Origin of the sequence: Streptomyces yaizuensis (genome assembly GCF_034961445.1) — a bacterium.
Classification (GTDB): domain Bacteria; phylum Actinomycetota; class Actinomycetes; order Streptomycetales; family Streptomycetaceae; genus Streptomyces; species Streptomyces yaizuensis.
This window is the reverse complement of sequence record NZ_BSBI01000015.1, coordinates 26,431-50,316: the sequence shown is the minus strand read 5'-3', so window position 1 is coordinate 50,316 and position 23,886 is coordinate 26,431. Positions and strand designations below refer to the sequence as shown.

The following is a 23,886-nucleotide window of genomic DNA, read 5'->3' as shown; positions in this document are numbered from 1 at the left end:
CACTGACAATGCCGTCCACACCGGCCGGTCGGGCACCGCTGTCAGTGGGGCGTGTCAGGATTCGGGAACGGAGAATGGAAAAGCCGCCGACAAGCAGACGGCCCCGGCAGCACACGGCAGTACACGGCAGAGGACTCCGCGCTCAAGGGGGAGCACGATGGCCCGCAAACCACCCGCAAGTGATCCGGTCCAGGACGCCCCGGAGGTCACGGCCCCCGAGCACGCGGCGGCCGGTCTGCCCGCGATCGGACACACCCTCCGGGCCGCCGGACGTCAGATGGGCGTGCGGCGCACGGCCGCGACCCTGCTCAAGGTCAACCAGAAGGACGGCTTCGACTGTCCCGGCTGCGCCTGGCCGGAGAGTGAGAAACGCCATGTGGCCGAGTTCTGCGAGAACGGCGCCAAGGCGGTGGCGGAGGAGGCGACCCTGCGCCGGGTGACGCCGGAGTTCTTCGCCGCCCACCCGGTGTCGGAGCTGGCCGGGCGCAGCGGGTACTGGCTCGGTCAGCAGGGCCGGCTCACCCACCCCGTGTATCTGCCCCCGGGCGCGGACCACTACGAGCCGATCGGCTGGGCGGACGCCTTCGCGATCATCGCCGAGGAGCTGAACGGGCTGTCGTCGCCGGACGAGGCGCTGTTCTACACCTCGGGCCGCACCAGCAACGAGGCCGCGTTCCTGTTCCAGCTGTTCGCCCGCGAGTTCGGCACGAACAACCTCCCCGACTGCTCGAACATGTGCCACGAGTCGTCCGGCTCGGCGCTCACCCAGACCCTGGGCGTCGGCAAGGGCAGTGTCTCGCTGGAGGATCTGCACCAGGCCGATCTGATCATCGTGGCCGGGCAGAACCCGGGCACCAACCACCCCCGGATGCTGTCGGCGCTGGAGCGGGCCAAGCGGTCCGGAGCAAAGATCATTTCGGTGAATCCGCTGCCCGAGGCGGGCATGGAGCGGTTCAGGAATCCGCAGACGCCACGGGGCCTGCTGCGGGGCACCGCGCTCAACGACCTCTTCCTCCAGATCCGCGTCGGCGGCGACCAGGCCCTCTTCCGGATGCTGAACCGGCTGGTCATCGAGGCCGGTGACGGGGTGGACCAGGACTTCGTCACGACGTTCACCCATGGGTACGAGGAGTTCCGCGCCGCCGCGCTGGCCACCGGCTGGGAGGAGACCGCGGCAGCGACCGGCCTGGAGCGTACGGACATCGAGCGGGCGCTGGCGATGGTGCTCCGCTCCCGGCGGACCGTGGTGTGCTGGGCGATGGGGCTGACGCAGCACAAGCACGCCGTCGCCACCATCCGCGAGGTGGTCAATCTGCTGCTGCTGCGCGGAGCCGTGGGCCGGCCCGGGGCGGGCGTCTGCCCCGTGCGGGGCCACTCCAATGTCCAGGGCGACCGGACGATGGGCATCTTCGAGCGCCCGTCCGCGGCCTTCCTCGACGCGCTGGAGAAGGAGTTCGGCTTCGCACCGCCGCGCCATCACGGCCATGACGTGGTCCGTGCCATCCGGGCGCTGCGCGACGGCGAGGCGAAGGTGTTCTTCGCGATGGGCGGGAACTTCGCGTCGGCGACCCCCGACACGGAGGTGACCGAGGCGGCGCTGCGCCGGGCGCGGCTGACCGTCCAGGTGTCGACCAAGCTGAACCGCTCCCATGTGGTGACGGGCGCCCGGGCGCTGATCCTGCCGACGCTGGGCCGTACCGACCGTGATGTGCGGGGCGGCGAGCGGCAGGTGGTGACGGTGGAGGACTCGATGGGGATGGTGCACGCCTCCCGGGGCAACCTCCCCCCGGCCAGTCCGCATCTGCTCTCCGAGCCGGCCATCGTGGCGCGGCTGGCGCGGGCGGTGCTCGGCTCCGGTTCGGCCACGCCGTGGGAGGAGTTCGCGGCGGACTACGGCGCGATCCGGGACCGTATCGCCCGGGTGATCCCCGGGTTCGAGGACTTCAACGAGAAGATCGCCCGGCCCGGCGGCTTCACCCTGCCGCACGCCCCGCGCGACGAGCGCCGCTTCCCCACGGCGACGGGGAAGGCGAACTTCACGGCGGCGCCGGTGGAGTATCCGCGGGTGCCGAAGGGGCGGCTGCTGCTCCAGACGCTGCGCTCGCACGACCAGTACAACACCACGATCTACGGTCTGGACGACCGCTACCGGGGGATCAGAGGCGGACGCCGGGTGGTGCTGGTGCACCCGGAGGACGCGCGTGAGCTGGGGCTCGCGGACGGCGCGTACACCGACCTGGTGAGCGAGTGGAGGGACGGGGTGGAGCGGCGGGCGCCCGGTTTCCGGGTGGTGCACTACCCGACCGCGCGGGGCTGCGCGGCGGCGTACTACCCGGAGACCAATGTGCTGGTGCCGCTGGACTCGACGGCCGACACGAGCAACACCCCGGCCAGCAAGTCGGTGGTGGTGCGGTTCGAGGCGCCCGGGTCGGCAGCCGGTGGGGAGGAGGAGCGGTGATCCACCCCCTAAGCGTTTGCTCAGTCATCTGATAAGACGGTGCACAGAGCACGCATGCGAAGCACCCGCACCGAGATCGGAGCCGGCCCATGGGCGAGCAGCCTTCCGTGAAGTTCCCGCAAGAAGTCATCGACGAGTACACCGCCCTCGGGGTGGACCTGCCCTCGCTCTTCTCGGCCGGGCATCTCGGCAACAGGCTCGGCGTCCAGGTGGTCGAGGCCTCGGCGGAGCGGGTCGTCGGAACGATGCCCGTGGAGGGCAACACCCAGCCGTACGGGCTGCTGCACGGCGGTGCGTCCGCCGCGCTGGCGGAGACGCTGGGCTCGATCGGCGCGATGCTGCACGGTGGCAGCACCCGGATCGCGGTCGGTGTCGACCTCAACTGCACCCACCACAGGGGCGTACGGTCCGGCCTGGTCACGGGGGTGGCGACGCCGCTGCACCGGGGGCGGTCGACAGCCACCTACGAGATCGTGATCACGGACGAGCGGGAGAAGCGGGTCTGCACCGCGCGCCTCACCTGCCTGCTCCGGGACGCGCCCGCGCCGGACGGCGGGCGGGCGCACGGCGGGAGCTGAGCCGCCCGGCCCGGCGCCCGGCCCGCCTTCCGGCATCCGGCGAGGGCAGGGCCCCGGCCGGCCCTCGCCGGACGCCGACCGCGGCCCCCCCCTCCCCCGGACGTCGACCGCATTCTCCCCAGCACCCCCCGGCCCCCTCCCGAGCCCTCCCCTCACCCCGCCCGGCCCCTACGCACAGCGACAGCGGGGCCTGCGCACGGCGCCCGCGGGCCGAGCGGCGGGCCGGCGGCGCGGGCCGGCCGCCGGAGTGCCGGGGGCCGTCGTCCGGGGGCCGGGCCGCGGGCGGGGCGATCGCGCCCCGGTCCCCCGGCCCCGTACCGGACCGCCCGCGAGGGGTTGCCGGGCCGGGCCCCCGGCCCCTACCGTCCGCCGTATGCGCCTTGGACGGCCGGCACCAGGCGGGCCCGGACGGCATTCCGGAGCCACCCCCTCCGCGCTCCCGCGCGCCGCGTCCGCCGCCGTCGCCCTGCTGCTCTGCCTGCCCCTCCCCGCCTGCACCGGCACCGGGAGCGCTCCCGCCCCGCCGGATGAGCGCCCGTCAACTCCCTTGTCCGCCACGGCCGATGCCGTCGGCCTCTGCGTCCGCCTGGTCGGCCACTGGGCGGCGGACGCCCTCCGGGGCGGCCGCTGGTCCGGGCTCGACTGGGAGCAGAAGGGCCTCTCCAACGGGCAGTACGCCCTCCATGAGGAGATCGTCGCCGCCGCTCGGACCGAGGAGCGCCGACGGGGGCGCACGGCGGCCCTGGAGCTGATCGCGCGGCGGACCCGCGAGGGGTGCACCGCCCGGAACGGCGCGACCGAGGGGTCGCAGAACTGGCGTCCGCCCGGCGAGGACCGCAGCCCCTCCCCCGGCCCCTGACACCGCGACCCGCGCCGACGAGAACCGGCGAAAGCCGACGAACCGGCGCGGACCGCACCCCGGAGCCGACCGTCGGGAATCGACGGGAACCGGTGCGAACCGACGCGGCCGCAGGCCGTCCCGGCGCGATCCGGGAGCGCCCGGCGCGGGCCGCCACCCCCATCACCGTGACTCTCCGTATTCACCACCCGGGCGCGGCATCCGCATTCCGTACCCGGCCCCCCGCTCCCCGGAGCGGCCACCGGACACCCGGGAGGCCGAGGACCCTGTCAGCACCATGATCCCCTCAAGGCCCTTAGCAGCACTGCGTGTTCTGGAGTTTTGAACCCCTGTTTCATTTCCCGGATCGCCCGACTTGCCCCACTCCCGGCACCGAGTTCTGTTCAGGTCATAACAAGAACGTCACATCCTGACGTCCGTAGTGCCCCTCCCCCTGGCGTACGCCTAGAGTCACGGCCAGTTACCGCGCCGCCGGGCGCTGTCAGCACGGCCCGTGTACCTCCGTACGGCCCGGCGACCACACGGCACCTCAGGGGAGGGGCCGCGCCAGGGAAAGGACTCATCGTGCGCAACCGTTCCTTGCTCATACTGACCGCCGTGCTCACCACGGGGGCGCTCTCGCTCACCGCCTGCGGATCCCGCGACGACGACAACAAGTCCGATGGCGGCAGCAGTGGGAAAACCACGGTGGTCATCGGTGTCGACGGCCCGCTGACGGGATCCCTGTCCGCGCTGGGCCAGGGCATCAAGAACTCCGTCGACCTCGCGGTGAAGACGGCGAACAAGAACAACGAGGTCCCGGACGTCGAGTTCAAGATGGTGTCCTACGACGACCAGGCGGTTCCCGCCTCGGGGCAGGCCAACGCCCAGAAGCTGGTCGGCGACAAGGACGTCCTGGGCGTCGTCGGCCCGCTGAACTCCGGTGTCGCCCAGTCGATGCAGGGCGACTTCGCCAAGGCGAACCTCACCCAGGTCTCGCCGGCCAACACGAACCCGGCGCTCTCGCAGGGCGACAACTGGGCCAAGGACGACAAGAAGCGCCCGTTCAAGACCTACTTCCGGACCGCCACCACGGATGTGATCCAGGGCAGGTTCGCCGCCCAGTACCTCTTCAACGAGGCCAAGAAGAAGAACGTCTACGTCGTCGACGACAAGCAGACCTACGGCGCGGGCCTGGCCCAGATCTTCGCGGCCGAGTTCAAGCGCCTCGGCGGCAAGATCGCCGGTGAGGACCATGTCACCGTCAAGGAGACCGACTTCTCCAGCACGGCCGACAAGGTCAAGGCGTCCAAGGCGGACTCGGTCTACTTCGGCGGCCAGTACCCCGAGGGCGGCCTCCTCGCGGACCAGATCAAGAAGGTCGGCGCGAAGATCCCCACCATGGGCGGTGACGCGCTCTACGACCCGGCGTACATCAGCGCCTCCGGCGAGGCCAACGACGGCGACATCGCCACCTCCGTCGGCTTCCCGATCGAGAAGCTGGACACCGCGAAGACCTTCATCGCGGACTACCAGGCCGCGGGGTACAAGGACCCGTACGCGGCCTACGGCGGCTACTCGTACGACGCCGCCTGGGCCATCATCCAGGCCGTCAAGCAGGTCGTCGGCGCCAACGGGAACAAGGTGCCCGAGGACGCCCGCGCCAAGGTCACCGAGGCCATGTCCCAGGTCTCCTTCTCCGGTGTGACCGGCCAGGTCGCCTTCGACGAGTTCGGCGACACCACGAACAAGCAGCTCACGGTCTACACCGTCAAGGACGGCAAGTGGACCGACCTGAAGAGCGACACGTTCAAGGACTGACCCCGGGCTTCCCCGCCCCGTGAACACCTGAACCAGCCGCGCGAGGGCGCAGACCGCGCCCTCGCGCGGAGTCATATCCGACACGCTCATCGGAGGCTCTGCGGTGAACGAACTGCCGCAACAGCTGGCGAACGGCCTAGCCCTGGGTGCCCTCTACGGTCTCATCGCCATCGGGTACACCATGGTCTACGGCATCGTGCAGCTCATCAATTTCGCCCATGGCGAGATCTTCATGATCGGGGGGTTCGGAGCCCTCACCATCTACACCTGGCTCCCCAGCAGTGTGTCGCTGACGCTCGCCATACCGCTCATGATCATAGGCGGGGCGGTCGCGGCCGTCGCCGTCGCGACCGCCGCCGAGCGGTTCGCCTACCGCCCGCTGCGCGGGGCCCCCCGACTCGCGCCGCTGATCACCGCGATCGGTCTGTCCATCGCGCTCCAGCAGATCGTCTGGGGCTTCTACCCGGACGCGAAGAAGCACAAGAGCTTCCCCGAGTTCGGCGGCGACGCCTTCCAGATCACCGACGATCTGCTGATCCAGCGCGCGGACGCGTTCGTCCTGGTGCTGGCCCCGCTCTGCATGCTGGCGCTGGGCCTCTTCGTCTCGAAGAGCCGCAGCGGCCGCGCCATGCAGGCCACCGCGCAGGACCCGGACACCGCCAAGCTCATGGGCATCAACACCGACCGGATCATCGTGATGGCCTTCGCCATCGGCGCCGCCTTCGCCGCCGTCGCGGCCGTCGCCTACGGCCTGGACAAGGGCCAGATCAACTTCGAGATGGGCTTCATCCTCGGCCTCAAGGCGTTCACGGCCGCCGTCCTCGGCGGGATCGGCAACATCTACGGCGCGATGGTCGGCGGGATCGTCCTGGGGCTCGCGGAGTCCCTGTCGATCGCGTACATCGAAGAGATCCCCGGCATGCACCAGCTCGGCGGTGGCGCCTGGTCCAACGTCTGGGCCTTTGTCCTTCTCATCCTCGTGCTGCTCGTCAGGCCCCAGGGTCTGCTCGGTGAGCGCGTCGCGGATCGGGCGTGAGAACCATGACCACAGACACCACGAAAGACACCGCCGCCGCCACCGAATCCCGGTCCACCGCCCTGCGCTGGGCCGCCGTGGCGGGTGGCGCGGCCACCGTCGCGAGCACCTTCCTGGCCTGGACCTGGACCTCCGCGTTCCCCGGTGACCTGACCGTGTACGGCTACCCGGGCGGCCTCCAGATCCTCACCCTGGTGGCCGGTGTCCTCGTCGTCGCCGGCGCCCTGGCCCCGCTCGGCGTCAAGGGCCTCGGCTGGCTGGCCCCCGCCGGCGGCACCAGGGCACTGCGGATGTACGCCCTCGGGGCGTTCGCCACCACCTGGTTCACCGTCGTCGCCATCGCCGTCGAACTCGACGGCCTGGTCAATCTGGAGCCGGGCGGCTACGTCGCCGCCGCGGCCTCGGCCGTACCCCTGGTCGCCTTCCTGCTCCCCGACGACACCCGCAAGGCCGCCCGCCCCCGGGAGCTGCCGTCCTGGGCCGAGATCCTGATCATCGTGGCCGTCTTCGGCCTCGGCCTGTACGTGATCACCTACGGCATCGACACCGAGGACCCCGAGCTGTTCACCGGGTACCTCGTCACGGTCGGCTTCGGCGCCGCCGGACTCATCAAGTCCGGAACGATCGCCCGGCTCTCCGCGCTCACCGCCAAGTACCGCCAGGTGACGATGATCGCGGCCTTCGTCGCCGCCGCGGCCTTCCCCTTCACCCAGAACACCGACACGTACACCCTGATCGCGGTCAACATCCTGATCTTCGCGACCGTGGCCCTGGGTCTCAATATCGTCGTCGGCCTCGCCGGCCTGCTCGACCTCGGCTATGTCGCCTTCCTCGGCGTCGGCGCGTACACCGCGGCGCTCGTCTCCGGAAGCACCGCGTCCGCGTTCGGTGTGCAGTTCCCGTTCTGGGCCTCCGTCCTCACCGGCGCGGTGGTCTCGCTCGTCTTCGGTGTCGTCATCGGCGCCCCCACCCTGCGGCTGCGCGGCGACTACCTCGCCATCGTCACCCTGGGCTTCGGCGAGATCTTCCGGATCGCGATGGGCAACCTCGACGGCGTCTCGGGACCGCACATCACCAACGGCCCCAACGGCATCCCGAACATCCCCGACCTGGAGTTCTTCGGCTACAACTTCGGGGAGCCGCACACGATCCTCGGCTTCGAGCTGGGCAGCTACGCCAACTACTACCTGCTGATGCTGCTCGCCATGGTGCTGGTCGTCGTGGTCTTCACCCGGGCCGAGAACTCCCGGATGGGCCGGGCCTGGGTCGCCATCCGCGAGGACGAGACCGCCGCCACCGCCATGGGCATCAACGGCTTCCGGGTCAAGCTGATCGCCTTCGCCCTCGGCGCGACCCTCGCGGGCGTCGCCGGCACCGTGCAGGCCCATGTCCAGCACACCGTGGTGCCCGAGATGTATCAGTTCGCCGGACCGGTGCCGCCCAACTCCGCCTTCCTGCTCGCCGCCGTGATCCTCGGCGGTATGGGCACCGTCAGCGGACCGCTGCTCGGCGCCACCCTGCTCTACATGATCCCGGCGAAGCTCCAGTTCCTCCAGGACTACCAGCTGCTCGGCTTCGGTATCGCGCTCATCGTCCTGATGCGCTTCCGCCCCGAGGGCCTGATCGCCAACCGCCGGGCGCAGCTCGAATACCACGAGTCCGACCAGGCCGACGTGCCGGACAAGCCGTTCGCCGGTGCCACCAAGGCGGGGGCGTGAACGCCATGACGACCACCACCACCGACAAGCCGGCCGTGCCGGTGCTCGAAGCCAGCGGCGTCACCATGCGGTTCGGCGGTCTCACGGCCGTCCGCTCGGTCGACCTCACCGTGGGGGCGGGCGAGATCGTCGGTCTCATCGGCCCCAACGGCGCCGGCAAGACCACCTTCTTCAACTGCCTCACCGGCCTCTACATCCCCACCGAGGGCCAGGTCCGCTTCAAGGGGACCGTCCTGCCGCCGAAGCCGCACCTCGTCACCACGGCGGGTGTGGCGCGGACCTTCCAGAACATCCGGCTCTTCGCCAATATGACCGTCCTGGAGAACGTCCTCGTCGGACGGCACACCCGGACCAAGGAAGGGCTCTGGTCGGCGCTGCTGCGCGGCCCCGGCTTCAAGCGGGCGGAGGCCGCGTCCCACGCGCGGGCCATGGAGCTGCTGGAGTTCGTCGGCCTGGAGAACAAGGCCGACCACGTCTCCCGCAACCTCCCCTACGGCGAGCAGCGCAAGCTGGAGATCGCGCGGGCGCTCGCCAGCGACCCCGGCCTGCTGCTGCTCGACGAGCCGACGGCGGGCATGAACCCGCAGGAGACCCGGGCGGCCGAGGAACTGATCTTCGCCATCCGGGACCAGGGCATCGCGATCCTGGTCATCGAGCACGACATGCGCTTCATCTTCAACCTCTGCGACCGGGTGGCCTGTCTCGTCCAGGGCGAGAAGCTGGTGGAGGGGACCCCCGAGGTGGTCCAGGGCGACGAACGGGTGGTCGCCGCGTATCTCGGTACGCCCTTCGAGGGCGCGCCGGGCGCGGAGGAACTCGCCGAAGTGGAGGCGGCGGAGGCACACAGCGCCGAGGCCCAGGGCGGCGACGCCAAGAGCACGGGCACCGGTGCCGGCAAGGACAGCACCACCGGCCCGGAAGGGGAAGGGCAGTGACCGCACTCCTTGAGGTCGAGGACCTGCGGGTCTCCTACGGCAAGATCGAGGCCGTGAAGGGGATCTCCTTCAGCGTCGAGGCCGGCCAGGTCGTGACCCTCATCGGCACCAACGGCGCGGGGAAGACCACGACCCTGCGCACCCTCTCCGGGCTGCTGAAGCCCACGACCGGGCGGATCGTCTTCGACGGGAAGCCCCTGGGCAGCGTCCCCGCGCACAAGATCGTGGCGCTGGGTCTCGCCCACTCCCCCGAGGGCCGGCATATCTTCCCCCGGCTCACCATCGTGGAGAACCTCCAGCTCGGAGCATTCCTCCGGTCCGACAAGGCGGGCATCGAACGGGACATCCAGCGGGCGTACGAGCTGTTCCCCATCCTCGGGGAGCGCAGCCGGCAGGCGGCGGGCACCCTCTCCGGCGGCGAGCAGCAGATGCTGGCCATGGGGCGGGCGCTGATGTCCCGCCCGAAGCTGCTGATGCTGGACGAGCCCTCCATGGGCCTGTCGCCGATCATGATGCAGAAGATCATGGCGACCATCAGCGAGCTGAAGTCCCAGGGCACCACGATCCTGCTGGTGGAGCAGAACGCGCAGGCCGCGCTCTCCCTCGCGGACCGGGGCCATGTGATGGAGGTCGGCAGCATCGTGCTCTCCGGCACGGGCCGGGACCTGCTGGTGGACGAGTCGGTCCGGAAGGCGTACCTGGGCGAGGACTGACCCCGGGCGTACGAGGGCCCGCACCCCGGGAACCAGGGTGCGGGCCCTCGTCCATGACCTATCCGGAGACGAAACCGAAACCGGAGACGGAACCGGAGACGGAGGCGGAGACGGAACCGAAGACGAAGCGGAAGCAGAAACCGAGGGGCGGGGCTATTCGCCCTTCGCCTCGCTCTTCGCCGCCTTCTTCTCCGCCTTCTTCTCCTCCGAGTCCTGGATGACCGCCTCGGCCACCTGCTGCATGGAGAGCCTGCGGTCCATCGAGGTCTTCTGGATCCAGCGGAAGGCGGCCGGCTCGGTCAGCCCGTACTCGCTCATCAGCACGCCCTTGGCGCGGTCGACCAGCTTGCGGGTCTCCAGCCGCTGGGAGAGGTCGGCGACCTCCTGCTCCAGCGCCTTCAGCTCCGTGAAGCGGGAGACCGCCATCTCGATGGCGGGCACGACATCGCTCTTGCTGAACGGCTTGACCAGATAGGCCATCGCGCCGGCGTCCCGGGCGCGCTCCACCAGATCGCGCTGGGAGAAGGCGGTCAGCATCAGGACGGGGGCGATGGACTCGGCGGCGATCTGCTCGGCGGCCGAGATGCCGTCCAGGACGGGCATCTTCACATCGAGGATGACCAGGTCAGGCCGGTGTTCACGGGCCAGCTCGACCGCGCGCTGACCGTCGCCGGCCTCGCCCACGACCGCGTATCCCTCTTCCTCCAGCATCTCTTTGAGGTCGAGCCGGATCAGGGCCTCGTCCTCCGCGATCACCACGCGGGTCGTCAGCGGAGGAATGTGTGATGCGTCGTCGTCGGCGATGGGCTGGGGCGAGTCGGGGGCGGTCACGGGACTCCTCGTTCCAAGGCAGGGTGCTCCCCATGAGCCTACCCAGCTCCTGTAAGGTGGGGACACAAAGGGTGTCCCAAGCCCTTTGTTTCCAAGGGCACCCCGGTAGCCCAGCGGTAGAGGCAGTGGTCTCAAACACCATCCAGCGTGGGTTCGAATCCCACCCGGGGTACTTTACCTTTCTTTCCAAGGTCACGACCTGGGCCCCCGGACGGGGGCCCTCGGTCGTTCGGGGCGGGCCCTGGACCCACCCCCGCCCCCCTTGCCCCGTCCTGCTCCGCCCCTTACCCGGACAGGCTCTCGCTCTCCCCTATGCGGTGCACCCGCACCAGGTTGGTGGAACCGGCCACTCCGGGCGGGGATCCCGCCGTGATGACGACGATGTCCCCGCGCCGGCAGCGGCCGATCCGCAGCAGCTCCTCATCGACCTGGGCGACCATGGCGTCCGTGGACTCCACCCGGGGCCCGAGGAACGTCTCGACCCCCCAGGTCAGATTGAGCTGGGAGCGGGTCGCCGGGTCGGGCGTGAAGGCCAGCAGCGGAATCGGCGAACGGTAGCGGGAGAGCCGCTTGACCGTGTCCCCGGACTGCGTGAACGCCACCAGGAACTTCGCCCCGAGGAAGTCCCCCATCTCCGCCGCCGCGCGCGCCACCGCGCCGCCCTGGGTCCGGGGCTTGCTCCGCTCGGTCAGCGGCGGCAGGCCCTTCGCGAGGACGTCCTCCTCGGCGGCCGCCACGATCCGGCCCATCGTGCGGACCGTCTCCACGGGGTACTTGCCCACGCTGGTCTCGCCCGACAGCATCACCGCGTCGGTGCCGTCGATCACGGCGTTGGCGACGTCGGACGCCTCGGCCCGGGTGGGACGCGAGTTCTCGATCATCGAGTCGAGCATCTGGGTGGCGACGATGACCGGCTTGGCGTTCCGCTTGGCCAGCTTGACCGCCCGCTTCTGGACCATCGGCACCTGTTCCAGCGGCATTTCGACGCCGAGGTCGCCCCGGGCCACCATGATGCCGTCGAAGGCGGCCACGATGGACTCGATGTTCTCGACGGCCTGCGGCTTCTCGATCTTGGCGATCACCGGGACCCGCCGCCCGGCCTCGTCCATCACCCGGTGGACGTCCTCGATGTCCCGGCCCGAGCGGACGAAGGAGAGCGCGACCACGTCCACGCCGATCTCCAGCGCCCAGCGCAGATCCTCGATGTCCTTCTCGGAGAGGGCGGGGACCGAGACCGCGACCCCGGGCAGATTGAGGCCCTTGTGGTCGGAGACCATGCCGCCCTCGATCACAGTGGTGCGCACCCGGGGCCCGTCGACGGCGGTCACCTCCAGGGTCACCTTGCCGTCGTCGACGAGAATGCGCTCACCGACGGTGACATCGTCGGCGAGTCCGGCGTACGTGGTGCCGCAGCCGGTGCGGTCGCCCGCCCGCTCCTCGACGGTGACGGTGAACTCGTCCCCCTTCTCCAGCAGGACGGGCCCCTCCTGGAAACGCCCCAGCCTGATCTTCGGGCCCTGGAGGTCGGCCAGGATGCCGACGCTGCGGCCCGTCTCGTCGGACGCCTTGCGGACCCGGCGGTACCGCTCCTCGTGGTCGGCGTACGAACCATGGCTGAGATTGAAGCGGGCCACATCCATTCCGGCCTCGACCACTGCCTTGATCTGGTCGTAGCTGTCGGTGGCGGGCCCGAGGGTACAGACGATTTTCGCTCGGCGCATGGGGCGACCCTACGCCTTACCCATGGGTAGGACGTGGGCCTCCGATGAGTCCCCAATAACCTTGGGGGACACGGTTCTTGAGGCTCCGCCGACGGCTCGACAGCGGCCCGGACCGCCCCGGTCCCGGTCCGTCACAGCTGCGGCGGAGTCATCAGGAAACGGGCGGTGACCTGCGCCTGAACGGTCTGCCGCTGCGGTTCCAGATCGAGCGCGGGAGCGGACTCCAGACTCCCCGCCACCGCAGCGGGCGCCATCCGCAGCACGGAGTCATGGGCTCCGTACGGCACGGGGTGCTCGGCTCCCTGGTCCGCCAGCTCCAGCAGCGCGGTCAGCCTGGCACCCAGGGCCTCGGCGTAGGCGCGGGCCCGCTGCACCGCCTCCCGTACCGCCGCCCGCCGGGCCTCGCCGTACGCGGGTGAATCCGGCCGCAGCGCCCACCACGGGCCGTCCACCCGGGTCAGCTCCAGATCGGCGAGCCGGGTCGTCAGCTCGCCCAGCTCGGTGAAGTCACCCAGCTCGGCGGTGAGATACACGCTGCCCCGGTAGGCGCGGATCCGCTCGCCCCGGCCCGAGCGGGTCAGCTCGGGGCTGATGGCAAAGGCGCCCGTCCCCACCTTCTCCACCGCGTCGCCGTAGGACCTGATCAGCTCCAGGGCGGCGGCGTTACGGCGGGTGAGGTCGTCCAGCGCGGCCCGCCGGTCGGTGCCCCGGGCACTGACGGTGACCCCGATCCGCGCGATCTCCGGATCGACGTCGAGCCGGGCCTCGCCGATGACGGCGACCCGGGGCGCGGCGGGGGTCCCGAAGGCGGTGGGAACGGGAACGGGAACGGAAGCGGCAGCGGGAGCGGAATCAGAAACGGAAGCGGAAGCGGAGTCGGGGGCGGGGACTTCGGCGGTCAACGGTGGCTCCCTCGTACGGCAGTGCACGGACCCGGTACGGGACGGAGCGGCGCGGCCCCGTCCCGTACCCACCCTAGGGTCACACGAGGGGCTCTAGGCGCTCACCGGTCGAACCCTCCGGCGAGCGGGGTGAGGCGGGCCGGCTGGCCGGGGATGGCGTATGTCGCCCGGGGGTCCAGGCCGAAGCTGGTGAACGCGGTGCGCCGGGGCATCGGATAGGGCTCCTTGCCGGTGAGCGCGTTGAGGATGACGGCGCTGCGCCAGGCGGCCAGGCCGAGGTCGGGGGCGCCGACGCCGTGGGTGTGGGTCTCGGCGTTCTGGACGTACACGGCTCCGGTCACCGACGGGTCGAGCACCAGCCGGAAGTCGCGGTCGATACGGGGCCGGCCGCCTGAGTCGTGGCGCAGATACGGTTCCAGGGCGGCGAGCAGCACGCCGACCGGGCGGTCGCGGTAGCCGGTGGCGAGGACGACGGCGTCGGTGGTGAGCCGGCTGCGGGCGCCCTGCTGGGCGTGTTCCAGATGGAGTTCGACCCGGGTGGTGGCGAGCCGGCCGGCGGTGCGGACGGTGACCCCGGGGGTGAGCACGGTGTCGGGCCAGCCGCCGTGCAGGGTGCGCCGGTACAGCTCGTCGTGGATGGCGGCGATGGTGCGGCCGTCGATGCCCTTGTGGAGCTGCCACTGCCCGGGGATCAGCCGGTCCCGGGTCGGTTCGGACAGGCCGTGGAAGTACCGGGTGTAGTCGGGGGTGAAGTGCTCCAGGCCCAGCTTGGAGTACTCCATGGGGGCGAACGCCGCGCTGCGGGAGATCCAGTGCAGCCGCTCGGCCCCGGCGGGGCGGTGGCGCAGCAGGTCGAGGAAGACTTCCGCGCCGGACTGGCCGGAGCCGACGACGGTGACGTGTCCGGCGGCGAGCAGCGTGTCCCGGTGGTCGAGGTAGTCGGCGGAGTGGAGCACGGGGGCTCCGTGGGCGGCGGTCAGGGGCCGCAACGGTTCGGGGACATACGGTTCGGTGCCGACGCCGAGGACGATGTTACGGGCGTGGACGCGGCCGAGGGTGTCGGCCCGGCCGTCGGGGTCGAGCCGGGTGAAGTCCACTTCGAACAGGGCGCGTTCCGGGTTCCAGCGGACGGCGTCGACCTGGTGGCCGAAGTGGAGGCCGGGGACGTGGTCGCTGACCCAGCGGCAGTAGGCGTCGTACTCGCCCCGGTGGACGTGGAAGTTCTGCGCGAAGTAGAAGGGGAACAGCCGCTCGCGGCGGCGCAGGTAGTTGAGGAAGGTCCAGGGGCTCGCGGGGTCGGCGAGGGTGACCAGGTCGGCGAGGAAGGGCACCTGGAGGGTGGTGCCGTCGATGAGCAGTCCGGCGTGCCAGGAGAAGCGGTGCCGCTGTTCGAAGAAGGCGGTGGCGAGGCCGCCGGGGACGCCGTGGGCGAGGGCGGCGAGGGAGAGGTTGGAGGGGCCGATGCCGATGCCCACCAGGTCGTGGGGCTGGTCGGGGGCGGCTGGGGGCGGGGCGCTCATCGGGGGTTGCTGCCTTCCACGAGGTCGGTCAAGCGGGCCAGGTCGTCGGGGGTGGTGTGGGGGTTGAGCAGGGTCGCCTTCAGCCAGAGCCGGCCGTCGGCGCGGGCCCGGCCCAGGACGCAGCGGCCCTCGGTGAGCAGGGCGCGGCGGACGGCGGCGGTGCGGTCGTCGGTGGCGCCGAGGGGGCGGAAGAGGACCGTGGCGAGGGTGGGGCGGTCCCACAGTTCCAGGCGGGGGTGCGCGGCGACGAGGTCGGCGAAGTGCCGGGCGGTCGCGAGGGTTCCGTCGACGAGGTCGGCGAGTCCGTCGCGGCCGAGGGCGGCGAGGGTGACGGCGATCTTGAGGATGTCGGGGCGGCGGGTGGTGCGCAGGGAGCGCCCCAGCAGATCGGGGAGTCCGGCGTCGGTGTCGTCGGCGGCGTTGAGGTAGTCGGCGGTGAGGGCGAGGGGGGCGAGGCGGTCGCGGTCGGCGACGGCGAACAGTCCGGCCGCGATCGGCTGCCAGCCGAGTTTGTGCAGGTCGAGGGAGACGGAGTCGGCGCGGTCGAGCCCGTCGAGGAGCGTGCGGTGCCGGTGGGAGAGGATCAGGCCGCCGCCGTAGGCCGCGTCGACGTGGAGTCCGGCGCCGTGGCGGGCGCAGAGGTCGGCGAGATCGGCGAGCGGGTCGATCAGGCCGGTGTCGGTGGTGCCGGCGGTGGCGACGACGAGGTGGGGGCCGGGGACCTGGGTGAGCGCGCCGTCGAGTGCCGCCGGGTCGAGACCGCCGCCGGGCCCGGGGAGGGCGAGCGGTTCGGGCAGGCCGAGGAGCCAGGCTGCGCGGCGTACGGAGTGATGGGCGCCGGCCCCGGTGAGAACGCGGACCGCGTCGGCGCCGGCCCGGTGGGCGTGGCGTTCCCGGGCGAGCAGCAGGGCGAGCTGGTTGGACTCGGTGCCGCCGGTGGTGACGAGGGCGGCGGGGGCGGTGGCCTCGGGGAAGACCTCGGCGGCGAGGGCGTCGGTGACCGTCTCCTCCAGCGCGGAGGCGGCGGGGGCCTGGTCCCAGGAGTCGAGGGAGGGGTTGAGCGCGGACGCGGCGAGGTCGGCGGCGGTGGCGAGGGCGAGCGGCGGGGCGTGCAGATGGGCCGCGCAGGCGGGGTCGGCCGGGTCGGCGGACCCGGCGGCGACCGCGTGGACGAGGCGGTGGAGTGCCTCGGCTGCGCCCACGCCCCGCTCGGGGAGCACGTCGCCGACGGCCCGGCGGATCCGGTCGGCGACGGCGTCGGGGCCCCCGGCGGGCAGCGGCCCGCCCCGGTCGGCGGCGCCGCCGCGCAGCGCGTCGAGCACGGTGTCGAGCAGGGGCCGCAGCGCGTCGGGCCCGGTGCGACCGCCGGCGAGCGGGGGGCGGGGGGCGGGGATGGAGCCGGTGGTGGCGGGCATGGGCGGTCCTTTGGCCGGGCGTCGTGTGCACAACGACTGGGGGGCGGCGGGGTTTTGGGTGCGCCCGGCACAGGGGTGAGGAGCGGGGGTGGTGGCTGTCGGTCCGGCGGAGGGGGACGCATGGGAAAAGCGGGGGAAGCGGGAGAAGCGGGGGAAGCAGAACGCCCCGGGGCGGTGGCCCCGGGGCGTCGGCGGACGGTTCGTACGGCGTGTGCGGCGCGTCCGGCCCGTACAGCGCATTCAGCCTGGAGAGCCCGTACAGCCCGTATGGCGTGTGTGGCTCGTACGGCGTGTGCGGCTTGTACGGCTGGTACGGCTGGTACGGCTTGCGGAAGCCGCGGTCAGGCTCCCTCGCGGACCGCGAGGGCACGGCGGAGGTCGTCGAGCTGGTCGGCCAGCTTGCGGTGGAGCGCGGGCAGCATGCCGGGCACGGCGAGTGCTTCCTCGCCCTGCCGCAGGGTGGCCGCGTCGACGGCGTGGAGCGGGAACCCGTACCGCCCCAGCGCCTCGGCGATGGCCGGGCCCCGGCGCTCCGCCAGCTCGCTCGCGGCGCCCCAGAAGCGGGGCAGGTACTCCTCGACCAGCTCGGCCTGTTCCGGCTGCCAGAAGCCCTGGGCGGTGGCGGAGAGCAGGTAGTTGGTGAGGGAGTCCGAGGTGAAGAGCTGCTTCCACGCCTCGGCCTTCGCCTCGGGCGTCGGCAGGGCCGCCCGGCAGCGGGCCGCGCCCTCGCGGCCGGTGGCGCTGGGGTCGAGGTCGAGTTCGGCCTCGATGGCCCGGTCGTCCACCGCGCCGAGGACGGCGAGCCGGTAGAGGATGCGCCAGCGCAGTTCGGGGTCGAGTTCGGGTCCCCCGGTGACGCTGCCGTCGGCCAGCCACTCCTGGATGGTCTCGGGCTGCGCGGCGGCGGCGATGGCGTGGCGTACGGCGATCAGCCGCAGCCCCGGGTCGCTGCCGTCCTCGGTGCGGCGCATCAGGGCCCGGCAGATGTCCCGGATCGCGGCGAGGGCGGCGGGCCGCCGGTCGGCGGGGAGGTACCGGTCGGCGATGGTGGCGGTGAAGGCCAGGACGTTCTGGACGATCGCGAGGTCGTTCTCGCGGGGCAGCTGGGCGCGGGCGGCGTCCAGGTACTCCATGGGGGCGAGTTCGCCGTCGCGGACCAGGTCGCGGGCCGCGTTCCAGACGACCGCGCGGGTCAGCGGCTCCGGGATGCGGGAGAGGACCCGTACGACCGTGTCCCACGAGGCCGCGTCGAAGCGGATCTTGGCGTACGTGGTGTCGTTGTCGTTGAGGACCACCAGCGCGGGGCGGCGGCCGGGGTGCGGCCCGGACGGCCCGGCCTGCGGCACGTCCAGGTCGAAGCGGCCCCGGACGAGGACCCGCTCGGGGTCGACGGGGTCGAGGTCGTAGGCGCCGACGGTGATCCGGTGCGGGCGGGCGCCCTCCCGGCCGATGTCGAGCGACCAGGTGCCGCCGGTCTCGGTGACGGCCGGGCGCAGGGTGTCCACGCCGGTGGTGCGGAGCCAGGACTCGGCCCAGGCGTGCACATCGCGGTCGGTGGCGCGGGCGAGGGAGTCAATGAAGTCGGCGAGGGTGGCGTTGCCGAACTTGTGCCGGGCGAAGTGGTCGTTGATCCCGGCGAGGAAGTCCTTCTCGCCCATCCAGGTCACGAGCTGCCGCAGCGCGGACGCGCCCTTGGCGTAGGAGATGCCGTCGAAGTTGAGCAGTGCGGACGCGGTGTCGGGAACCGCCAGCGGGTCGGGGGCGACGGCGTGGGTGGAGGGCCGCTGGTCGGCGTCGTACCCCCAGCCCTTGCGGTTGACGGCGAAGTCGACCCAGGTGTCGGTGAAGCGGGTGGTCTCGGTGAGGATCTGGTAGCCCATGTACTCGGCGAAGGACTCGTTCAGCCACAGGTCGTCCCACCAGACCATGGTGACGAGGTCGCCGAACCACATGTGGGCCATCTCGTGGGCGACGACCATGGCGCGGGTCTGCCGCTCGGTGTCGGTGACGGCGGAGCGGAAGACGAATTCGTCGCGGAAGGTCACCAGGCCGGGGTTCTCCATCGCGCCCGCGTTGAACTCGGGGACAAACGCCTGGTCGTAGGAGTCAAAGGGGTACGGCTCGTCGAACTTCTCGTGGAAGCGGTCGAAGCACTGCCGGGTGACCTCGAAGAGTTCGTCGGTGTCCGCGTCCAGATATTCGGCGAGCGAGCGCCGGCAGTGCAGCCCGAAGGGGAGTCCGGCGTGCTCGGTGCGGACGGAGTGCCAGGGGCCGGCGGCGACGGCGACGAAGTAGGTGGCGAGCGGCGGGGTGGGGGCGCAGGTCCAGACGCCGTCGCCCTGGTGGGTGGCGACGCTGTTGCCGAGGACGGTCCAGTTCTCCGGGGCGGTGACGGTCACCTCGAAGACGGCCTTGAGGTCGGGCTGGTCGAAGGCGGCGAAGACCCGCTGGACGTCCTCCATGAAGAGCTGGGTGTAGACGTACACCTCCCCGTCGCTGGGGTCGGTGAAGCGGTGCATGCCCTCGCCGGTGGTGGAGTAGCGCATGTCCGCGACGACGGTCAGCTCGTGCTCCCCGGCGCCCAGGCCGGTGAGGGGGAAGCGGTTCCCGTCCAGGAGCGCGGGGTCGAGGGGGTGTCCGTCCAGGGTGATGGAGTGCAGTGCGGCCGGTTTCAGCTCGACGAAGGTGTCCCCGTCCGCACGGGCGGTGAAGTGTATGACGGACCGGGAGCCGAAGGTCTCGCCGCCTGCGGCCGGATCGGGAGGGGTGCCTGCTCCACCGGACAGATCGAGGGCGATCGTGTACCGGTGGACGTCGAGAAGCTGGGCACGGGTCTGCGCCTCATCGCGCGTGAGTACGGACATGGAGGCCATGCTGCCTGATGGGGGCGGTCGAGCACACGGGGAATGGGGCGGGCTGTGAGCGCGGCCACGTGGCGGGGCCGCCGGGCCCCCGGCGAGGACGGGTGTCCGGGGGGCGGGCGGGGCACCCGGGGCCGGTGGATCCAGGTGTCGGATGAGGGGCCTGGGTCAGGTGTCGGGTCGGGTCGGGTGTCAGGTCAGGTGTCGGGTCGGGTCGGGTGTCAGGTCGGGTCGGATGTCGGCTCAGGTGTTCGGGACCTTGAGCCGGTCCCACGACGCCTTGCCGGGGATGCCGTCGGCTGCCTTGCCGGTGTGGCCGAGCTTGCGCTGCCAGGCGGCGTACGAGCGGCGGTCGGCCTCGCCCCACTGGGGCCCGGGGCCGACCTCGTACCGTCCGCAGCCCTCGGCGACCAGGCGCCGGCCCATCGCCGTGATGACGGAGCTGCGGCGGCCGGGGGCGAAGAAGGACGCGCCGGGAAAGGGCTCGTACGCGACCGGCTTCGGCTTGACCGGCTTGACCGGCTTGGTGGGCTTGGTCGGCGGCTTCGTGGGCTGCTCGGGCTTGCCCGGGGCGTCCGGGCGGGGTGCGCCGCGCTTCACCCACGCGTACAGCTCGTCCCCCGGACAGGAGGTGGCGTGCCCGTCGCGGTGGCCCTTGATCTCCGTCCCGGCGTCCCCGTGCTCGCGCAGGTACTCGATGGCGTCCCGGATCCCGTCCAGCATCGCCGGGGTGGGCTTGACCAGTCCGCTGTTGCCGAGGAGCGCGCAGACCGCGTAGTGCGCGGAGTTCAGCGCGGCGGTGCCGTTGGCCCCGGTGCGGCGCTTGGCGCCCCGGCCCTCGTAGACATGGCCGTGCTCGCACACGAGCAGGTTGTACGCAATGTCGCTGTAGTCCTCGGTGGGGTGGTCGAGGTGGGCGCGGCGGATGTCGCGGACCTTGTCGTCGCAGCGGTCGTGCGACCGGGAGGCGTACGCGGTGCCCAGGTAGTGCACCTTCACCCCCCGCGTCCGGGCTATGGGGGCGGCGGCGGAAGTGGGGGGAGCGCCCCACTGGGCGCGCTTGATCAGCTTCATGGGTGATCCTCGCGGTGGGTCGGACACGATCGGAGCCCGTCCCCTCCCATCCTTCCGCCGGGACCTCGGCCCGCACCAGACACCGGGCCGGTGATAGTGGCGACTCCGGGTTCACCCACCGGTCCCGGTCCCCCGGTTCACGCGCCGGGGCCGGGCTCCGGGTCCGCGTGGGCGGCGAGTGTCTCGTGGTGCCTGATCACTTCCGCAATAATAAAATTGAGCAGTTTCTCCGCGAATGCCGGGTCCAGCCGGGCGCTCTCGGCGAGTTCCCGCAGCCGCTCGATCTGGCGGGCCTCGCGCGCCGGGTCGGCCGGGGGCAGGTGGTGGCGGGCCTTGAGCATGCCGACCTGCTGGGTGCACTTGAAGCGTTCGGCGAGCATATGGACGACGGCCGCGTCGATGTTGTCGATACTTCCCCGCAGCCGGTCCAGCTCGGCCCGCACGTTCTCGTCGATGTCCCTGGTGGTCATGGTCGTCGAGCTTACGTGGCCCGGGTCGCGATCGTCGGCGGGTGCTCGGGGTCCGGGACGCGGTCGCTCCAGCCGCCCGGGACCGTACGCCCCTGCTGCTCCCGGAAGCGGACGGGCGGGACGCCGACCCGGCGGGTGAAGAGCCGGGAGAAGTAGGCGGGGTCCTCGTAGCCGACCCGGCGGGCGACGGCCGCGACGGGCAGTTCGGTGGCGGCGAGCAGCTCCTTCGCGCGGCCGAGGCGGATGGAGAGCAGATAGTCCTTGGGGGAGCAGCCGGCGCCCCGGCGGACCGCCGCGCGCAGCTCGGCGGGGGTCATGCCGTGGCGGGCCGCGTGCTCGGCGACGGACAGCGGCAGGAAGGCGTCCCGGGCGAGGGCGGAGAGGACGGGGTCCCCGGCGGGGTTGGTGTCGGCGCGGGCACGGCGCAGCGCGACGAGGAGTTCATGGACGGCGGCCGAGGTCTCGACCTCAAGGAGAGGGTTGCCCCGGCGGGCGGCGCGGGCGATGCGGCCGATGACGGCGCGCGGCCCGGCGGGGTCGGAGAGCGGGACCACGGTCCGGTCGGTGTCGATGTAGCCCAGCTCGGTGTAGGTGGCGACGGCGGGCCCGGCGAAGTCGACGAAGCTCTCGTCCCAGCCGCCGGGGTCGGGTCCGTAGTGGTGGCGCTCCCCCGGCCGCAGCCAGATCAGGGCGGGGGCCGCGATCCGGGTGCGGCGGCCGTCGGGAGCGACCAGCCAGCCGCCCCCGGCGCTGATCACCACGGCGACATGGTGGTCGAGGGTCCGGGGGCCGACGGTGGGCAGCGCGCCGTGCTGGAGCCCGACGCCGAGGCAGACCAGGCCGAGCCGGTGGTGGACCGGGCCGGGAGTGAAGTAACGCATCCAGGTGTGGTACATCCGCCTCTGCCCCTGTTCCCGCCCTCGGCACGGCCGTCAGTGACGTCGCCGCGCGTCACGCCGTGCCGCGTCATGCCGCCCGTCGTGCCGCGTCCTGTCATCGGCGCGGCGGCCGGTCCGGTGCGCCCCGGCCCGCGCCCCGGCGCGCGTTTGCGTCCAAACAGCGCCGATCTTTGTCCATGGACCGGTCCGCCGCCAGAGCCGAAGGTGGGGCAATGGCGGAATTCAGCGTGGGTGAGAAGGACTTTCTGCTGGACGGGCGGCCGGTGCGGCTCCTGTCCGGTGCGCTGCACTACTTCCGGGTCCACGAGGAGCAGTGGGGCCACCGGCTGGCGATGCTGCGCGCGATGGGGCTGAACTGCGTCGAGACGTACGTCCCCTGGAATCTCCACGAGCCGTCGCCGGGGACGTACGCGGATCCCGGGGCGCTGGGCCGCTTCCTGGACGCGGCGCGGGCGGCGGGCCTGTGGGCGATCGTCCGGCCGGGCCCGTACATCTGCGCGGAGTGGGAGAACGGCGGCCTGCCGCACTGGCTGACCGGTCCGCTGGGGCGCCGGGTGCGCACGGCGGACGAGGACTTCCTCGGCCCGGTGGAGCGCTGGTTCGCCCGGCTGCTGCCACAGGTGGTGGAGCGGCAGATCGACCGGGGCGGCCCGGTGCTGATGGTGCAGATCGAGAACGAGTACGGCAGCTGGGGCAGTGACGCGGTCTATCTGCGCCGGATCGCCGCGCTGCTGCGGTCGCTCGGGGTACGGGTGCCGCTGTTCACATCGGACGGGCCCGAGGACCACATGCTGACGGCGGGTTCGGTGCCGGGGGAACTGGCGACGGTGAACTTCGGCTCGGGTGCGCGGGGGGCGTTCGAGACGCTGCGGCAGCACCGGCCGTCCGGGCCGCTGATGTGCATGGAGTTCTGGTGCGGCTGGTTCGACCACTGGGGCGAGGAGCACACGGCGCGCGACCCCGGGGAGGCCGCGAAGGCGCTGCGGGAGATCCTGGAGGCGGGTGCCTCCGTCAACATCTATCTGGCGCACGGCGGCACGAGTGCCGGGGGCTGGGCCGGGGCGAACCGCTCCGGGAGCGTCCAGGACGGGGCGCTGGAGCCGACGGTCACCTCGTACGACTACGACGCGCCGATCGACGAGGAGGGCCGGCCGACGGCGAAGTTCCACGCCTTCCGCGCGGTGCTCGCCGAGTACGCCGCCGGCGCCGGGCAGGCCGAGTACGCGGAGCAGGCGGCCGGGGCGCCGCTGCCCGGGGCGCCGCCCGTGCTGGGGGCGCCGGCCCGGACCGAGCCGGCCGGCTGGGTCCCGCTGGGGACGGTCTGCGACGCGCTCGGCGGCCCGGAGCGGGAGGGCCGCGTCCCGCCGTCCTTCGAGGAACTGGACGTGGACCGGGGCCTGGTCCGCTACCGGGTACGGATCCCGGGGCCCCGCCGGCCATATCCGCTGCGGGCCCCGGGGCTGCGGGACCGGGCCGTCGTGTACGTCGACGGGGTGCGGGCGGGTGTGCTCAGCGAGGACCACGACACGCTGCCGGAGCCCGTCGCGGGCCCGGCCGGGGTGGAGCTGTGGGTGGAGTCGCTGGGCCGGGTCAACTACGGCCCCCGGCTCGCCGAGTCCAAGGGCCTGACCGGGGGGCTGCTGCACGAGCGGCAGTATCTGCACGGGGTGCGCGCCCGGGGGCTGCGGCTGTCGTCCTTCGTGCCGGTCGCGGTGGCGGGGCTCGCGTTCGGCGAGGCGCCCCGGGACCGGCCGGCCGGGCTCTACCGGGGCTCGCTGACCGTGCCCGCGCCGGGTGACGCCCGGCTGAGCCTGCCGGGCTGGGGCCGGGGCTTCGCCTGGGTCAACGGCCACTGTCTGGGCCGGTACTGGTGGGTGGGCGCGCAGGAGTCGCTCTTCGTCCCGGGTCCGGTCCTGCGGGAGGGGGCGAACGAGGTCTGGGTGCTGGAGCTGGAGGAGGCCGGCGGCGAGATCTGCCTCGCCGCCCCCGGCACGGCCCCCTGCGCGTGACAGCGCGGAACCGGGACCCGTGGACGTCAAAGGAACCGGAAGGGCCCTGTCCGTCCGCCCCGGGGGGAAGTGGCGGACGGACAGGGC

At 72.1% G+C, this 23,886-nt stretch carries 18 protein-coding genes and 1 tRNA gene; 10 read left to right on the top strand and 9 right to left on the bottom strand.

Annotated features, from left to right (window positions below):
• Positions 1–157 precede the first annotated feature (157 nt).
• The 8 genes from SYYSPA8_RS29995 to SYYSPA8_RS29960 all read left to right on the top strand — a co-directional run bounded on the left by SYYSPA8_RS29995 (position 158) and on the right by SYYSPA8_RS29960 (position 10,097).
• Positions 158–2,458, top strand: coding sequence for an FdhF/YdeP family oxidoreductase (locus SYYSPA8_RS29995; protein WP_323450529.1), 2,301 nt, complete (start codon positions 158–160; stop codon positions 2,456–2,458).
• 89 nt (positions 2,459–2,547) lie between these two features.
• Entirely contained in the window at positions 2,548–3,036 is a 489-nt protein-coding gene (locus SYYSPA8_RS29990; protein ID WP_323450528.1) for a PaaI family thioesterase, read from the top strand.
• 373 nt (positions 3,037–3,409) lie between these two features.
• A complete protein-coding gene (locus SYYSPA8_RS29985) occupies positions 3,410–3,895 on the top strand; it encodes a hypothetical protein (protein ID WP_323450527.1) in 486 nt (161 codons plus the stop codon).
• Positions 3,896–4,459: 564 nt separating this feature from the next.
• Positions 4,460–5,695 (top strand): branched-chain amino acid ABC transporter substrate-binding protein, encoded by a 1,236-nt coding sequence (locus SYYSPA8_RS29980; protein WP_323450526.1) that lies wholly within the window; start codon positions 4,460–4,462, stop codon positions 5,693–5,695.
• A gap of 103 nt (positions 5,696–5,798) precedes the next feature.
• Positions 5,799–6,731: a branched-chain amino acid ABC transporter permease gene (locus tag SYYSPA8_RS29975; protein WP_323450525.1), complete on the top strand. Its 933-nt coding sequence runs from the start codon at positions 5,799–5,801 to the stop codon at positions 6,729–6,731.
• 5 nt (positions 6,732–6,736) lie between these two features.
• The gene (locus tag SYYSPA8_RS29970; RefSeq protein ID WP_323450524.1) at positions 6,737–8,449 is read left to right on the top strand and encodes a branched-chain amino acid ABC transporter permease; all 1,713 of its coding nucleotides are present in this window, start codon (positions 6,737–6,739) and stop codon (positions 8,447–8,449) included.
• 5 nt (positions 8,450–8,454) lie between these two features.
• A complete protein-coding gene (locus tag SYYSPA8_RS29965) occupies positions 8,455–9,384 on the top strand; it encodes an ABC transporter ATP-binding protein (RefSeq protein ID WP_323450698.1) in 930 nt (309 codons plus the stop codon).
• Positions 9,381–10,097, top strand: coding sequence for an ABC transporter ATP-binding protein (locus SYYSPA8_RS29960; RefSeq protein WP_323450523.1), 717 nt, complete (start codon positions 9,381–9,383; stop codon positions 10,095–10,097). Before SYYSPA8_RS29965 ends, SYYSPA8_RS29960 begins: the two co-directional genes overlap by 4 nt.
• Positions 10,098–10,250: 153 nt before the next feature.
• On the opposite strand, the gene SYYSPA8_RS29955 is transcribed toward SYYSPA8_RS29960, so the two are convergent.
• The gene (locus tag SYYSPA8_RS29955) at positions 10,251–10,928 is read right to left on the bottom strand and encodes an ANTAR domain-containing response regulator (RefSeq protein WP_323450522.1); all 678 of its coding nucleotides are present in this window, start codon (positions 10,926–10,928) and stop codon (positions 10,251–10,253) included.
• Positions 10,929–11,027: 99 nt separating this feature from the next.
• Here SYYSPA8_RS29955 and SYYSPA8_RS29950 point away from each other — a divergent pair.
• Positions 11,028–11,100, top strand: a tRNA-Leu gene (locus SYYSPA8_RS29950).
• Positions 11,101–11,212: 112 nt separating this feature from the next.
• Here the strand turns inward: SYYSPA8_RS29950 and pyk are convergent.
• The 8 genes from pyk to SYYSPA8_RS29910 all read right to left on the bottom strand — a co-directional run bounded on the left by pyk (position 11,213) and on the right by SYYSPA8_RS29910 (position 21,787).
• Positions 11,213–12,649, bottom strand: a complete 1,437-nt coding sequence (gene pyk, locus SYYSPA8_RS29945) for a pyruvate kinase (protein WP_323450521.1) — start codon at positions 12,647–12,649, stop codon at positions 11,213–11,215.
• Between the two features lie 131 nt (positions 12,650–12,780).
• A complete protein-coding gene (locus tag SYYSPA8_RS29940; protein WP_407706113.1) occupies positions 12,781–13,551 on the bottom strand; it encodes an SIMPL domain-containing protein in 771 nt (256 codons plus the stop codon).
• 101 nt (positions 13,552–13,652) lie between these two features.
• The gene (locus tag SYYSPA8_RS29935; protein WP_323450520.1) at positions 13,653–15,071 is read right to left on the bottom strand and encodes a lysine N(6)-hydroxylase/L-ornithine N(5)-oxygenase family protein; all 1,419 of its coding nucleotides are present in this window, start codon (positions 15,069–15,071) and stop codon (positions 13,653–13,655) included.
• Positions 15,068–16,486: a pyridoxal phosphate-dependent decarboxylase family protein gene (locus SYYSPA8_RS29930; protein WP_323450519.1), complete on the bottom strand. Its 1,419-nt coding sequence runs from the start codon at positions 16,484–16,486 to the stop codon at positions 15,068–15,070. Before SYYSPA8_RS29930 ends, SYYSPA8_RS29935 begins: the two co-directional genes overlap by 4 nt.
• A 341-nt stretch (positions 16,487–16,827) precedes the next feature.
• On the bottom strand, positions 16,828–19,350 hold the full coding sequence (gene pepN, locus SYYSPA8_RS29925) for an aminopeptidase N (protein ID WP_323450518.1): 2,523 nt from the start codon (positions 19,348–19,350) through the stop codon (positions 16,828–16,830).
• Between the two features lie 240 nt (positions 19,351–19,590).
• Positions 19,591–20,421 (bottom strand): peptidoglycan-binding protein, encoded by an 831-nt coding sequence (locus tag SYYSPA8_RS29920; RefSeq protein ID WP_323450517.1) that lies wholly within the window; start codon positions 20,419–20,421, stop codon positions 19,591–19,593.
• A gap of 137 nt (positions 20,422–20,558) precedes the next feature.
• The gene (locus tag SYYSPA8_RS29915; RefSeq protein WP_323450516.1) at positions 20,559–20,891 is read right to left on the bottom strand and encodes a chorismate mutase; all 333 of its coding nucleotides are present in this window, start codon (positions 20,889–20,891) and stop codon (positions 20,559–20,561) included.
• Positions 20,892–20,902: 11 nt separating this feature from the next.
• Positions 20,903–21,787: a helix-turn-helix domain-containing protein gene (locus tag SYYSPA8_RS29910; RefSeq protein WP_323450515.1), complete on the bottom strand. Its 885-nt coding sequence runs from the start codon at positions 21,785–21,787 to the stop codon at positions 20,903–20,905.
• 215 nt (positions 21,788–22,002) lie between these two features.
• Between SYYSPA8_RS29910 and SYYSPA8_RS29905 the strand changes: the two genes are divergently transcribed.
• A complete protein-coding gene (locus tag SYYSPA8_RS29905) occupies positions 22,003–23,799 on the top strand; it encodes a glycoside hydrolase family 35 protein (RefSeq protein WP_323450514.1) in 1,797 nt (598 codons plus the stop codon).
• The last annotated feature ends 87 nt before the right edge of the window (positions 23,800–23,886 follow it).

Coding starts and splice junctions, on each gene's coding strand:
- SYYSPA8_RS29995 (WP_323450529.1), top strand. CDS start 158: ATGGCCCGCAAACCACCCGCAAGTGATCCGGTCCAGGACGCCCCGGAG.
- SYYSPA8_RS29990 (WP_323450528.1), top strand. CDS start 2,548: ATGGGCGAGCAGCCTTCCGTGAAGTTCCCGCAAGAAGTCATCGACGAG.
- SYYSPA8_RS29985 (WP_323450527.1), top strand. CDS start 3,410: ATGCGCCTTGGACGGCCGGCACCAGGCGGGCCCGGACGGCATTCCGGA.
- SYYSPA8_RS29970 (WP_323450524.1), top strand. CDS start 6,737: ATGACCACAGACACCACGAAAGACACCGCCGCCGCCACCGAATCCCGG.
- SYYSPA8_RS29965 (WP_323450698.1), top strand. CDS start 8,455: ATGACGACCACCACCACCGACAAGCCGGCCGTGCCGGTGCTCGAAGCC.
- pyk (WP_323450521.1), bottom strand. CDS start 12,649: ATGCGCCGAGCGAAAATCGTCTGTACCCTCGGGCCCGCCACCGACAGC.
- SYYSPA8_RS29935 (WP_323450520.1), bottom strand. CDS start 15,071: ATGAGCGCCCCGCCCCCAGCCGCCCCCGACCAGCCCCACGACCTGGTG.
- SYYSPA8_RS29930 (WP_323450519.1), bottom strand. CDS start 16,486: ATGCCCGCCACCACCGGCTCCATCCCCGCCCCCCGCCCCCCGCTCGCC.
- pepN (WP_323450518.1), bottom strand. CDS start 19,350: ATGTCCGTACTCACGCGCGATGAGGCGCAGACCCGTGCCCAGCTTCTC.
- SYYSPA8_RS29920 (WP_323450517.1), bottom strand. CDS start 20,421: ATGAAGCTGATCAAGCGCGCCCAGTGGGGCGCTCCCCCCACTTCCGCC.
- SYYSPA8_RS29915 (WP_323450516.1), bottom strand. CDS start 20,891: ATGACCACCAGGGACATCGACGAGAACGTGCGGGCCGAGCTGGACCGG.
- SYYSPA8_RS29910 (WP_323450515.1), bottom strand. CDS start 21,787: ATGTACCACACCTGGATGCGTTACTTCACTCCCGGCCCGGTCCACCAC.
- SYYSPA8_RS29905 (WP_323450514.1), top strand. CDS start 22,003: ATGGCGGAATTCAGCGTGGGTGAGAAGGACTTTCTGCTGGACGGGCGG.